The 12,490-nt window shown below is 68.9% G+C and carries 12 protein-coding genes; 6 read left to right on the top strand and 6 right to left on the bottom strand.

Features of this window, described 5'->3' with window-relative positions:
* The first annotated feature begins 10 nt into the window (after positions 1 to 10).
* A complete protein-coding gene (locus AB0P18_RS06495) occupies positions 11 to 931 on the top strand; it encodes an AEC family transporter (protein WP_363359421.1) in 921 nt (306 codons plus the stop codon).
* Positions 932 to 1,061: 130 nt separating this feature from the next.
* Positions 1,062 to 1,622 (top strand): DUF308 domain-containing protein, encoded by a 561-nt coding sequence (locus AB0P18_RS06490; RefSeq protein WP_344053475.1) that lies wholly within the window; start codon positions 1,062 to 1,064, stop codon positions 1,620 to 1,622.
* 59 nt (positions 1,623 to 1,681) lie between these two features.
* Here AB0P18_RS06490 and AB0P18_RS06485 read toward each other — a convergent pair whose 3' ends face one another.
* Positions 1,682 to 3,658, bottom strand: a complete 1,977-nt coding sequence (locus tag AB0P18_RS06485; RefSeq protein ID WP_363359420.1) for a S9 family peptidase — start codon at positions 3,656 to 3,658, stop codon at positions 1,682 to 1,684.
* Positions 3,659 to 3,660: 2 nt separating this feature from the next.
* A complete protein-coding gene (locus AB0P18_RS06480; protein ID WP_363359419.1) occupies positions 3,661 to 4,458 on the bottom strand; it encodes an SDR family oxidoreductase in 798 nt (265 codons plus the stop codon).
* Between the two features lie 92 nt (positions 4,459 to 4,550).
* Here AB0P18_RS06480 and AB0P18_RS06475 point away from each other — a divergent pair, with 92 nt between their 5' ends.
* The 4 genes from AB0P18_RS06475 to AB0P18_RS06460 all read left to right on the top strand — a co-directional run bounded on the left by AB0P18_RS06475 (position 4,551) and on the right by AB0P18_RS06460 (position 7,230).
* Positions 4,551 to 5,024: an NfeD family protein gene (locus tag AB0P18_RS06475; protein WP_363359418.1), complete on the top strand. Its 474-nt coding sequence runs from the start codon at positions 4,551 to 4,553 to the stop codon at positions 5,022 to 5,024.
* Positions 5,021 to 5,977: an SPFH domain-containing protein gene (locus AB0P18_RS06470; protein ID WP_344053467.1), complete on the top strand. Its 957-nt coding sequence runs from the start codon at positions 5,021 to 5,023 to the stop codon at positions 5,975 to 5,977. Before AB0P18_RS06475 ends, AB0P18_RS06470 begins: the two co-directional genes overlap by 4 nt.
* Before the next feature lie 13 nt (positions 5,978 to 5,990).
* A complete protein-coding gene (locus AB0P18_RS06465; protein WP_363359417.1) occupies positions 5,991 to 6,770 on the top strand; it encodes a glycerophosphodiester phosphodiesterase family protein in 780 nt (259 codons plus the stop codon).
* 76 nt (positions 6,771 to 6,846) lie between these two features.
* Entirely contained in the window at positions 6,847 to 7,230 is a 384-nt protein-coding gene (locus tag AB0P18_RS06460) for an RNA polymerase-binding protein RbpA (protein ID WP_344053463.1), read from the top strand.
* Positions 7,231 to 7,233: 3 nt separating this feature from the next.
* Here AB0P18_RS06460 and lnt read toward each other — a convergent pair whose 3' ends face one another.
* The 4 genes from lnt to tatA all read right to left on the bottom strand — a co-directional run bounded on the left by lnt (position 7,234) and on the right by tatA (position 12,466).
* Positions 7,234 to 8,814: an apolipoprotein N-acyltransferase gene (gene lnt, locus AB0P18_RS06455; protein ID WP_363359416.1), complete on the bottom strand. Its 1,581-nt coding sequence runs from the start codon at positions 8,812 to 8,814 to the stop codon at positions 7,234 to 7,236.
* Between the two features lie 23 nt (positions 8,815 to 8,837).
* Positions 8,838 to 11,360 (bottom strand): DEAD/DEAH box helicase, encoded by a 2,523-nt coding sequence (locus tag AB0P18_RS06450; protein WP_363359533.1) that lies wholly within the window; start codon positions 11,358 to 11,360, stop codon positions 8,838 to 8,840.
* A 22-nt stretch (positions 11,361 to 11,382) separates the two neighbouring features.
* The gene (tatC, locus tag AB0P18_RS06445) at positions 11,383 to 12,144 is read right to left on the bottom strand and encodes a twin-arginine translocase subunit TatC (protein WP_344055822.1); all 762 of its coding nucleotides are present in this window, start codon (positions 12,142 to 12,144) and stop codon (positions 11,383 to 11,385) included.
* A gap of 67 nt (positions 12,145 to 12,211) precedes the next feature.
* Complete coding sequence (gene tatA / locus AB0P18_RS06440; protein WP_344053459.1) at positions 12,212 to 12,466, bottom strand: twin-arginine translocase TatA/TatE family subunit; 255 nt, start codon at positions 12,464 to 12,466, stop codon at positions 12,212 to 12,214.
* Positions 12,467 to 12,490 lie beyond the last annotated feature (24 nt).

The following is a 12,490-nucleotide window of genomic DNA, read 5'->3' as shown; positions in this document are numbered from 1 at the left end:
GCTCGAAGGCATGATCGAGAGCCTGACGGGATTCGTCGTCGTCGGCCTCGCGATCGCGGTGGGCTATGTGATCGGACGCATCGACCTCCTCGGCGAGCATGCCCGCCCGGTGCTGGCCCGACTCACGTTCTTCGTCCTCTCGCCGTTCCTCCTGTTCGTCGTGCTCGCCGAAGCAGACGTCCGCACACTCTTCTCCGCACTGCTGCCCGTTTCGGCGATCGCCGCCGTGACCGTGATCGCCGTGTACGCACTCATCGCCCGGTTCGCCTGGCGGCGCTCGGCAGGCGAAGTGGTGATCGGTGCACTGTCGGCGGGGCAGGTCAACTCGAACAACATCGGCATTCCGCTCTCGCTGTATCTGCTCGGCAGCGCCGCCTTCCCCGCGCCCGTGATCCTCCTGCAGCTGCTCGTCTTCACCCCGATCTCGATGGCGATCCTCGAGGCCGCGACCTCCGGCGGCGGTTCGCTGCGCCGCTCGATCGGTCGCGCGCTGACGAATCCGATCGTGATCGGCTCGGCGCTGGGAACGATCGTGTCGGTGAGCGGAATCGACCTGCCGCCTATCATCTTCGAACCGGCGACCCTGCTCGCGAACGCCTGCGTTCCCGTGCTGCTGATCAGCTACGGGATCTCGCTGCACGGCCAGCGCGTGCTCGGACCGTCGGGGCGGCGTCGCGACATCGTCCTGGCCACCGGCCTGAAGCTCGTCATCATGCCCGTGGTCGCGTGGGTCGTGGCCCGATTCGTCTTCGCCCTCTCCCCCGCCGATGTCCTGATCGTCGTCGTCCTCGCGGCGCTCCCCACGGCGCAGAACGTCTTCAACTACTCGCAGCGGTACGGCGTGGGCGAGACGATCTCGCGCGACACGGTGTTCCTCACCACGATCGGGTGCGTGCCGGTGCTGCTCGCCGCAACCCTCCTCCTCGGCTGACGACTCGACGGCAAGACGGGAGCGCTCCCGTCATGCCACGACACACGGGACCTTCGTCACTCGGGCCCGTCACAGCTGGGTCTATGCTGTGAGCGCACCTCGCAGGTAACTCCCAGGAAGGGAAATACTCATGACTACCGAATCCGCAGCGGAGAAATCAGCCGTCAACGGCATCCGCACCGCACTGGGCATCGGCGGCGTCCTGTCCGTCATCGTCGGCATCCTGATCCTGGCCTGGCCCGGCAAGACGGCGATGGTCGTCACCGCGATCATCGCGATCTACGTCATCGCCGCCGGTCTGGTCTACGCCGGTCTCGGCATCTTCTCCAAGACGCGCGGCGGCTGGTCGCGCATCGGGCACATCGTGCTCGGCATCCTGTTCATCATCGCCGGCATCGTCGCGTTCGTGAACCTCGGCGCCGCGACCGCGTGGCTCGCGATCTTCATCGGCATCCTCGTCGGTATCCTCTGGATCATCGAGGGCGTCGTGGCGCTGTCGACGCTGGGCGACGCCTCGTCGAAGGGCTGGACGGTCTTCTTCGCGATCATCAGCATCGTGGCGGGAATCGTCCTGCTGTTCTCGCCGCTGTACATCGCGGCACTGTGGTGGCTGCTGGGCATCGCGCTCGTGGTCCTCGGCATCATCCAGATCGTCCGCGCGTTCACGTTCGGCAAGAAGGATCTCGTCTGATACCTCGCTCGCACGACGAAGCGCCCCGGATCCGTCCGGGGCGCTTCGTCGTGCGAGCCTCAGTCCTGCACCGGCAGCCTCCGGCTCCACCAGTCCAGGATCGCGTCGAAGCGCTGCACCCGATGGCGGGGCGAACCGGACCGCGTGAGCTCGTGGTTCTCGCCGGGGAAGATGAGCATCTCCGCCTCGGTCCCCTGCCGCTTGAGCGCCGAGTAGTACCGCGTGGCCTGTTCGAGCGGGCACCGGAAGTCGAGCTCGGAGTGGATCACCAACGTCGGCGTGCGCACCTCGTGGACGACCGCCATCGGACTCTGCCGCGCGATCTGCGCGGGGTCGGTTCCGACGTACTCATCGCCGAAGAACGATCCGATGTCGCTCGTCCCCTGGAAGGAGACCGGGTCCAGGAATCCCCGCTCGACGATCGCGCCGGCGAACCGGTGATCGTGGGCGATGATCCACGCGGTGAGGTAGCCGCCGTAGGACCCGCCCATGATGCCGACCCGCGTCGCGTCGAGGGCGCCGTCTCGCGCGAGCACGCCGTCGAGGAAGTCGATCACGTCATCGAAGTCGAGCGTGCCCATCGCGCCACGGATGCTGCGACCGTGCGCGCGTCCGTAGCCTGCGGAGCCGCGGGGGTTGCAGTAGACAACGGCGTACCCGGCGTCCACGAGCACCTGCGTCTCATCGAAAAGGTGTATGCCGTACGAGGCATACGGGCCGCCGTGGATCTGGAGGATGACCGGATGCCGCCCCTCCCCCGCGGGTTTGGCAACCCAACCGTGGACGGGGTAGCCGTCGCGGCCCGCGATCGTGATCTCTTCCGGGATAACCGCACCGACGTCCGCGCCGAATGAGGTCAGAGCGCGGCTTCCGTCCACATCGACCAGGAGGAGCTCGCCGAAGGACTCCGGTGTCGCCACCGAGACGACGATGCGGTCTCCGGCCGCCGCGTGGCCGCCGACCTCGAGATCGCCGCCGACCACGTCCTCCACGGCACCGTCGCGCGCCACCCGCAGCAGCCGCACCCGACCACGCGTGCGGTCCTGCACGAGGAAGCGGTCGCCCTGAGCGGTGACGTGGCTGCCCACTTCGCCGAGATCGATCGTCTCAGCGTCGGTGAGTCGCCGCGGGCCGTCGTCTTCGATGATCCAGAGCGCGACCCCGGGTGCCACGAAGTCGACGCCGGTCGACCCGGTCTCGGACGCGAGGACGGCCACGGCTTCGTCGCCGGCGACCGCGATCTCGCCGATCGAGAGGCGAGCCTCCGGGGTGATCACGTCGCGTCGGCCCTGACCGTCGGCACGGATCGCCACGAGGCGCGAGCTGAGGTCGCGGCGCTCGTGCTCGATCACGTCGACGACCGTGAGGATCTCGGCGCCGCGGAATGCCACGCCCGAGATGGAGTGCGGCCCGTCGGTCAGCTGTCGTGCCGGAGCGGGCACGACAGTCTTCTCTGCGGGAGTCGTCCCCTCCGCGACGACGGCCGGCGCCGGCTCGTAGTACGGCTCCAGGTCGGTGGCGGGGACATCGACGACGAAGAGCTGCGCGGGACGATCGGCGATATAGCCCACGCCGTTGGACTGCCAGCGGATGCCGGTGATGTGCCGAGGCGCTTCGGCGGCGGCATCCAAGCCCTCGACCTGTCCGTAACGACCGCGCTCCGGCACACGGGCGGTGAAGGCGATCGTCGCGCCGTCGGGCGCCCAGGCGAACTCTCCCACTCCGAGGGGAGCGTCTGTGATCTGTACCGGTTCGCCGCCCCCGGGGGCGACGACGTGGAGCTGCGCGCGGCCCTTCGTGTCGCCGCGCAGGAATGCCAGCACGGTTCCGTCGGGAGAGAGTCGAGGACTGGCGTCGGCGGTCCCCCGCGTGAGGCGACGCGGGATGCCGGTCGGCAGGTCGACGCGCCAGAGCTGTCCCACCGCGCGATTCGCCGCCAGGTCCGGACGCGAGGTGGCGAAGACCGCGAACGAGCCGTCGGGGGCGATGTCGGGCCGGCCGACCGAGACGAGGCGCTCGATATCGGTGGGGCGCACCGTCACTCCCCCGCGAACGAACTCGTGTCGCCGATGAGACGCGTGTTGTCCGCAGGGACGGGATCCACAGCCGCGCGGGCGACCTCGGCGGCGAACTCGCTCACGTTGTACAGCTTGCCGGCCGACTCGCGTCGTGAGGCGATCGCGCCGGGGTTCGCGCGCTCGAGGAGCGTCGCGGTGATCGTGCCCTCGATCATGTCGCCGGAGACGACCACGAAGCCGACGCCACGCTCCGCGAGCGCGGGGATCTGCTCACGCAGCGCGTCCTCGCCGGCGCGCTTTGACAGCGCGACCGGGACGTACTCGGGCATCGTCGGGGTCGTCCGGATGAAGTGCGCCTGGTGGCTGGTCACGAACACGACGCGGGATCGGTCACCGAGGAGCGGCAGGGCGCTCTCCAGGACGTTCACCTGCGCATCGCGGTTGAGCTTCAGGGCGTATTCCTCGCCCATGCCGGATTCCATGCCGCCCGAGGCATTGAGCACGAGCACATCCAGCGATCCGAACGTGCGCTGCACCTCGGCGAACATCGCCTGCACGGACTCCGGATCGGTCAGGTCGGCGCCGACGACGAGCACCTGCACGCCGAGCTCGCGCAACTGGGCCGCGAGCTTCTCGGCCCGCGGCGCCTTGTTGCGGAAGTTGATGACGACGTTCGCTCCGGCCTCGGCGAAGTAGCGGACCGTGTCCGCGCCGATGCCGCGCGAGGACCCGGTCACGAGTGCGGTCTTGCCGCGGAGGGATCCGGGCGCGAGGGGGGACGGGGAATTCTGCTCTGCGGTGGGAGTGGGCTCGGTCACCCCACGACCCTACCAACCGGCACCCCGCACGCATCGGGTCCCGAGCCCTGCGAAAACGCCCGTGTTAGGTTGGGTCAAAGGGGAGGAACATCGTGGATCTCATCCAGACCATCGAACAATTCGCGTGGATCGGGTGGTTGGTCCTGATCCTCGCCTTCCTGGTGATCGAGATGCTCACGCTCGATTTCACCTTCCTGATGCTGAGCATCGGCGGGGTCGCCGGACTCGGCTCGGATCTGCTCGGCGCCCCGGTCTGGCTGCAAGTGATCATCGCCGCCGCGGTCGCCGCCGTGCTCCTGCTGGTTCTGCGCCCCCCGCTGCTGGCGCGGCTGCGCCGTGGCGAGGACCCGACGCCGACGAACGTCGCCGCCCTCGTCGGACTGTCCGGCCGCGTCCTGTCCACCGTGAGCGCGCACGGCGGCCAGGTGAAGCTGTCCAACGGCGACACGTGGACGGCGCGACCCGAACAGCGCGGCGAACTCGAACCCGGCACCGTCATCCGCGTGGGGCGGATCGACGGGGCGACCGCCTACGTCCACCGCGAAGAAGAGGAATCGACCGCATGACCCCCGAGAGCTTCATCCCGACGGCCATCGGCTGGCTGCTCGCCGCAGCGGTCTTCATCTTCGTCCTGGTGGTGATCATCCGGTCGATCCGGATCATCCCGCAGGCCACTGCCGGGGTCGTCGAGCGTCTCGGCCGGTACCACAAGACGCTCATGCCCGGACTGAACATCCTCGTCCCGTTCATCGATCGGGTGCGACCCCTCATCGACATGCGCGAGCAGGTCGTGTCCTTCCCGCCGCAGCCCGTGATCACCGAGGACAACCTGGTGGTCTCCATCGACACCGTCGTCTACTTCCAGGTGACCGACGCCCGTGCCGCCACCTACGAGATCGCCAACTACCTCGGCGCGGTCGAGCAGCTGACGACGACGACGCTCCGCAACGTCGTCGGCGGGCTCAACCTGGAAGAGGCGCTCACGAGCCGCGACGAGATCAACGGCCAGCTGCGGATCGTTCTGGACGAAGCGACCGGCAAGTGGGGAATCCGCGTCGGACGCGTGGAGCTCAAGGCGATCGACCCGCCGGTGAGCATCCAGGACTCGATGGAGAAGCAGATGCGCGCCGAGCGCGATCGCCGTGCCCTCATCCTGACCGCGGAGGGTACGAAGCAGTCCGCGATCCTCACGGCCGAAGGTGCTCGGCAGGCCGAGATCCTCCGCGCCGAAGGTGACAAGGCGGCTGCCGTGCTGCGCGCGCAGGGCGAGGCGGAAGCCATCCAGACGGTGTTCGACGCCATCCACGTCGGCAACCCGGATGACAAGCTCCTGGCGTACCAGTACCTGCAGACCCTGCCGAAGATCGCCGACAGCGCCTCGAGCAAGCTCTGGATCATCCCGAGCGAGTTCACCGAGGCGCTCAAGGGCATGAGCACCGCGTTCGCGGGCTCCGTCGTCGACGTGGCGCAGCGCACCGGAGGCACGGTGGACAAGCCGGCCGCACCTCCCCTTCCCTGACGGTCAGCGCGACATGAGCCACCCGTGGTTCGAGGGTGCGACGCGCCCGCGCGTGCTCGCTCACCGTGGCCTCGTCCTGCCGGGGGATGCCGCGGCCGGAGTGGTCGAGAACTCCTTCGCCGCCGTCGCAGCGGCGCACTCCGCCGGCGCCGTGTACGTCGAGTCGGATTGTCATCTCACCGCCGACGGAACCGTCGTGCTGTTCCACGACGACGACCTTTCCCGCGTGACCGGCGACCCGCGGAAGATCGCCGACGTGACGGTCCGCGAACTCGAGTCGCTCATGGCGCCGCGGGGCGGGCTCATCACCCTCGCGCAGGCGCTCGAGTCCTTCCCGACGCTGCGGTTCAATCTCGACGTCAAGGCAGCGGATGCCGCCGCCCCGGTCGGCCGGATCGTGAGGACGCACGCGGACCGGGTCCTGGTCACGAGCTTCTCGGACGAGCGCCGGCGCGCGGCGCTCGCCGCGGCGGATGCCGGGGACACCGGCATGCGTCCCGCCACTTCCGCCGGTCGCGGCACGCTCGTCCGTGTTCTGGCGGCGCTTGCTCTGCGGTCGGATCGACGCCTCAGCCGAGCGCTCTCGGGCATCGACGCCCTGCAGGTTCCCGAGCGCAACGGCCGCGTCCGCGTCGTCACCCCGCGCCTGATCGCTGCCGCTCAGCGGAATGGAGTCGAGGTGCACGTGTGGACGGTGAACGAGGCCGACGACATCCGGCGCCTGCTCGCGATGGGGGTCGACGGGATCGTCACCGATCGCGTCGATCTCGCCCTGAGCATCGTCTGTGAATGACTCCCCCACAGCTGTCGTTCGGATGATCCGTCCAGGTCGTCGCGTTATACCTGTACAGCGACGAGAGGACCACACAATGGCAGACCGCAGCCTGCGCGGCATTCGACTCGGCGCCCAGAGCCTACAGAGCGAAGAGGGCGTCGTGTTCCATGAACGCGCACAGCACACCTACAACTGCACGTCCTGCGGACGTGACACGACGATGACGTTCGCCGCCGACGCGGAGGTTCCCGAGGCCTGGGAATGCCGCACGTGCGGCGCCGAGGCGCTCCTGCGCATCGGTGAGGGAACGGCGACCGTCGATCACAGCGACGACAAGGTCGCGCGCACGCACTGGGACATGCTGCTCGAGCGGCGTACGCTCCCCGAGCTGGAAGAGCTCCTGGAGGAGCGCCTCGCGTACGTGCGCGCCCGTCGCGGCGCCGGCGAGGACGTCACCGCGAGCAAGCTCAGCGCCTGAGTCTCATCTCTCGAGAGCGCCGGCCCCGTCGTGGGCCGGCGCTTTCTTTTCGCGTGCGGACCGGCTGCGGGCCGACAGGATCAGGCCGACCACGCCCAGGGCGGTCAGGCTCCCCCAGCCGATGATCGCCTTCACCACCTCGCCGGCGACCACTGCGGGAGTGAGTCCGGTGTGCAGCGGCACGTCGGTGATCAGGTGTCCGGCGACATCCGCCGGGAGTCCGTCGATCGTCGATCCGTCGGCGGCGATGACCTGGCTCGTGCCGACCGTGGACAGGTTCACGACCGACCGACCGGTCTCGATCGCGCGCATCCGCGCGAACGCGAGCTGTTGGAGGTTCTCGTCCGTCCCCCGGAAATCGGCGTTGTTGGTCTGGAACATGTAGATCTCGGCGCCGTCGCGTGCGCCGTCCCACACCACGTCGTCGTAGATCACGTCGAAGCAGATCGCGAGTCCGACACCGATCCCGTCGAGGTCGAAGATCGGGGCGGCCGTGCCCGGTGTGTACTCGCGCTGGATCAGACCGATGAGATCCGGAGCGAACGGCTCGAAGAAGGCCCGGTCGGGGACGTACTCGCCGAAGGGCACGGGATGCCGCTTGTCATAAGTCTGCACGGCACCGCTCCCGGCCTCCCACAGGAGCGAGGAGTTGAAGTACTCGTCGCCGCGCTGGGTGACCGCCGCCACGATCAGGGGCGCCGCGACCCGATCCGACAGCGCATCCAACAGCTCGGCGGTCGATGCCACCTGCGTCGGGTCGGAATCCACCCCGCCCTCCGGCCACAGCAGCACGTCCATGTCCTCGCCGAACAGCGGAGCCGTGGCCTCGAGCTGCGCACGCGTGACGTCACCGGCCGCGCGCTGGTCGAAGTACCCGGCGGGACCGTTGCCCTGTACCGCGCCGACCCGCAAGGTCCCGGCATCCGTCGTCGGGAACTGCGGGACGAGCACGAGGATGAGAAGCGTCACGACCGCCGGCGCCGCGGTCGGGGGGCGACGCAGGCGCCCCCAGCGGACGTATTCGATCGCCGCTGCGCAGAACAGGACGACGAGGAACGTCAGTCCCGACATCCCCACCCAGGACGCGAGGTCGGCGAACGGGCCCGCGACCTGGCTGACGCCGATCCGGCCCCAGGGGAAGCCGCCGTACGGCCAGGAGCCCACGACCTGCTCCTGCAGCGTCCACAATCCTGCGACGAGTGCCGGGAGCGCGACGAGGCGGGCCCACGGGCCTGCGGCGACCCGCGGGAGCCAGCGATACGCGAGCGCGATGAGCGTCGCGCCCGCCGCCGTGAGCACCGACTCGAGCATCGACAGCGCGATCCACGGGACCGGTCCCAGATAGCGCGCCGTGAACAGGAGGTTCACGAAGAAGAACGCGGCGCCGAACGCGAAGCCGACCAGAGCCGACGACCAGAATCGCCGGCCGATGAGGGCGATCAGTGCCAGCGTGACGCCGACGAACGCCATCGGCCACCAGCTGAGCGCCGGGAAGGCCAGGGTGAGCACGAGCCCGCCGGTCGCCGCAACCGGACCGGCGGCCCACAGTGGCAGGACGGGGCGCACGGGCGCGGCGAGGGACACGGGAGAAGCCTAGACGCGCGCGCTCAGACCGAGCTGTACGCGACGATGCCGCGACGGACGGCGTCCAGCGCCATCCGCGCGGTGGCGCCCAGCGACGCGTCGGCGACGATCGAGAGCTGGTCGAGCAGGTCGATCGTCTGCTTGGACCACCGGACGAAGTCACCCGCGGCCATGTCGGCCTCGATCAGCACACGGTCCAGAGGAAGGCCGCGCGCCCACGAGTACATCGCCTGAGCGAGGCCCGTGGAGACAGCCTCGGTCCCCGGCAGGCGATGCTCCTGCTCCAGGTCGTCGAGCCGCTGCCAGAGGGCCTCCGTCGCCGACAGGGCGCCCCGGAACGCGCCGCGGGGCAGTCCGCGCTCACCCACTCCGGCCTCGTCGCGCCGCGGTTCGTAAACGAGACAGCACGCGAGTGTGGCGAGCGACGGCGCATCCAGATCGTTCCAGATCCCGGTGCGCAACGACTCGCTCACGAGCAGGTCCCGGTCGCCGTAGATCCGCTTCATGGTGCGGCCGGCGGGCGTCAGTTCGGCGCGACCGTCCGGGGAGACGGAGACGTAGTCGAGATCGCGGAGCACGTCCACGACCCGGTCGAAGATGCGGGCCACGGTGCCGGTGCGGCTGTCGATCTCCCGACGGGTCTTGTCGACCGTCCGCTTGAGCTTCCAGTAGCGCTCGGCCCACCGCGCGTGATCTTCGCGGTCGGGGCACCCGTGGCACGCGTGGCGGAGCATCCGCGTGCGCAGACGCGCGATCTGCTTCTGGCGCGCGTCGCGCGTCGACCGCGAGGCGCCGGCGTCTTTGCGGTTCTGGCGCTCCAGGTCGCTCAGCTCCCGACGGATGCCCGAGTACTCGGCGAAGTCCCCGCGATCGCAGGTCATGGCCTTCGCATATCCGGCGAGCGAGACTTCCTGCTCTTTCACCTGGCGGGCGAGCCCTACGACAGCACGGTCGGCCTGGAATTGCGCGAACGAGGACTCGAGGATCTCGCGGGCGCGCGACCTGCCGAACTGGTCGATGAGGTTCACCGCCATGTTGTAGGTCGGGCGGAAGCTCGAATTGAGCGGATACGTGCGCCGCGAAGCGAGCGCCGCGACCTGCTGCGGGTCCACGCCCTCCGTCCACTGGATGACCGCATGACCCTCGACGTCGATGCCGCGGCGGCCTGCCCGCCCGGTCAGCTGGGTGTACTCCCCCGAGGTGATCGCCACGCGCGCCTCGCCGTTGAACTTCTCGAGCTTCTCGAGCACGACCGTGCGCGCGGGCATGTTGATGCCGAGCGCGAGGGTCTCGGTCGCGAAGACCACCTTCACCAGCTTGCGCTTGAAGAGGTCTTCGACGACCTCCTTGAAAGCCGGCAGAAGGCCGGCGTGGTGCGACGCCACACCGCGCTCGAGGTTGTCGAGCCACTCGTAGTACCCGAGGACCGCGAGGTCCTCGTCGCGGAGCGCCTGCGTCCGCTCCGTGACCAGCGCGCGGATCTCGGCGCGCTCTTGCGGAGTCGTGAGGCGCACGCCGGAGCGGCGGACCTGCTGCACGGCGGCATCGCAGCCGACGCGACTGAAGATGAAGAAGATCGCCGGCAGCAGATTGGCCCGCTGCAGCAGGGTGACGACCTCGGGTCGGTCGAGCCGCTCGATGCGCTGGACGTTCGCCGAGCGCACCGGTCGCTGACCGCCCTTGTGGGGCCGTCGACCCGATCCCTGCTGTCGACCTCCGCCGCGCCCGGCATCGCTGCGCAGAGCCTGCACCCGCCTGTTGTTCTCGAACGTCGCGCCCTTGAACGAGCGGATGCGCATGAGCTCTTGGTTGACCTGTGCGGTGGCCACCCCGGCACGGTCGTCGAACAGCGGCAGCAGATCGCCGCGAACCAGCACGTGCTGTTCGAGCGGCACGGGGCGCACCTCAGAGACGATCACCTCGGTGTCGCCGCGAACGGTGTCGAGCCAGTCGCCGAACTCCTCGGCGTTGGACACCGTGGCGCTGAGCGAGACGAGCCGGACCGCCGGCGGCAGGTGGATGATGATCTCCTCCCACACCGCACCGCGGAAGCGGTCGGCGAGGTAGTGGACCTCGTCCATCACGACGTACCGGAGCCCCCGCAGCGCCGCCGAGTCGGCGTACAGCATGTTGCGCAGGACCTCGGTGGTCATCACGACGATGCGTGCGGAGCCGTTGATGTTCGTGTCGCCGGTGAGGAGGCCGACCTGGTCTGCGCCGTACACCTCCTGCAGCTCGCGGAACTTCTGGTTCGAGAGCGCCTTGATGGGGGTCGTGTAGAACGCCTTGTCCGGATGCCGGGGCGCGGCATCCCGATCGGCGTCACGTGGCGCGTTCATCGCGAGGTGGATCGCGAACTCCCCCACGATCGTCTTGCCCGCTCCGGTCGGCGCGGCCACCAGGACGCTGCGCCCGTCTTCGAGCGCGTGACAGCCGGCGATCTGGAAGTCGTCGAGTTCGAAGCGCTGCGCGGCGGCGAACGCGGCCGTAAGCGGATGACTGCGGCTCTGCTCCGCCCGTGCGTAACGCTCGGCCGGACTCGGCACCGTCACCGTCACCGAGGTTCCGTCACTGGATGCCCTCGGAGGCGAGGATCGCCGCGCTCTGCTTGGCACGGCGACGGTCGAACAGCATCGACAGGGCAGCCGCGGCGAAGAACAGAACCACGAGCATGCCGGCGAGCATGAGCATGCTGACGACGTCGGCGGCCGGCGTCGCCAGAGCGGAGAAGACGACGGCGATCAGGACCGCGACCCGCCAGCCCTTCAGGATCGCCTTGCCGCTCATGACTCCGGCGAGGTTCAACGCGACCAGGAACACCGGCAGGACGAACGAGATGCCGACGACGATCAGCAGTTTGAAGACGAAGTCGTAGTAGTAGCCGGCCTCGAAGAAGGATGCGCCCCCGTCGGGGACGAAGCCGGCCATCAGCTCGACGATATGGGGCATGACGAGCAGGCCGACCCAGCATCCGGCGAAGAACAGCGGTACGGCGGCTCCGATGAAGCCGACGGTGTACTTGATCTCCTTGCGCGTGAGTCCCGGCATGATGAACGCCCAGATCTGCCACAGCCAGATGGGCGCGGAGATCAGGATGCCGATCGCGAAGGACATGCGCAAGCGCAGGTCGAAGGCGCCCGTGACCGTGCTGAACATCAGCTCGACCTTGGCCGTCTCGCCTTCCGTCGCCGCGATCTGGCGGAGCGGTTCGGTGATCAGGTAGATGACCCAGTCGGTGATGAAGAACGCGACGACCATGCCCACGACGAGCGCGAGCGCGGCGAACATGAGCCTCTTGCGGAGCTCGACCAGGTGCTGGCCGAGCGACATGCGCTTGTCGCGCTGAGGCTCGCCGGGATCGGCGACGCGTGGCGACTCTGCTGTGGCCACGCGCGCGTCAGGACTTGGTGTCGGGGGCCCTGCTCGCGTCGGCGCTGGTCTGAGTGACCGATGCCTCGCTCGCGGGTGCCACCACCGAGTCCGTCTTGCCCTCGGTCGAGTCCTCTTCCTTCATGGCCTTCATCTCGCCCTTGAAGACGCGAGCCGACTGGCCCATGCTCTTGGCGAGCGCAGGGAGCTTCGCGGCGCCGAACAGCAGGAGGATGACCGCGAGGATGATCAGGAAATGCCATCCTGTGAGACCTTGGAACATGTCGGGTCCTTCCGGGTTCGTCCG

The sequence above is a fragment of the Microbacterium sp. NPDC064584 genome, assembly GCF_040687315.1.
GTDB classification, from domain to species: Bacteria; Actinomycetota; Actinomycetes; order Actinomycetales; family Microbacteriaceae; genus Microbacterium; species Microbacterium lacus.
The sequence above is the reverse complement of the archived record's forward strand: the minus strand, read 5'-3'. Positions and strand labels throughout refer to the sequence as shown.

What these genes read in the sequence shown, in the direction of transcription:
- AB0P18_RS06495 (WP_363359421.1), top strand. Translation starts at nt 11, where the DNA reads ATGATCGAGAGCCTGACGGGATTCGTCGTCGTCGGCCTCGCGATCGCG.
- AB0P18_RS06490 (WP_344053475.1), top strand. Translation starts at nt 1,062, where the DNA reads ATGACTACCGAATCCGCAGCGGAGAAATCAGCCGTCAACGGCATCCGC.
- AB0P18_RS06470 (WP_344053467.1), top strand. Translation starts at nt 5,021, where the DNA reads ATGACCCCCGAGAGCTTCATCCCGACGGCCATCGGCTGGCTGCTCGCC.
- AB0P18_RS06465 (WP_363359417.1), top strand. Translation starts at nt 5,991, where the DNA reads ATGAGCCACCCGTGGTTCGAGGGTGCGACGCGCCCGCGCGTGCTCGCT.
- AB0P18_RS06460 (WP_344053463.1), top strand. Translation starts at nt 6,847, where the DNA reads ATGGCAGACCGCAGCCTGCGCGGCATTCGACTCGGCGCCCAGAGCCTA.
- tatC (WP_344055822.1), bottom strand. Translation starts at nt 12,144, where the DNA reads ATGTCGCTCGGCCAGCACCTGGTCGAGCTCCGCAAGAGGCTCATGTTC.
- tatA (WP_344053459.1), bottom strand. Translation starts at nt 12,466, where the DNA reads ATGTTCCAAGGTCTCACAGGATGGCATTTCCTGATCATCCTCGCGGTC.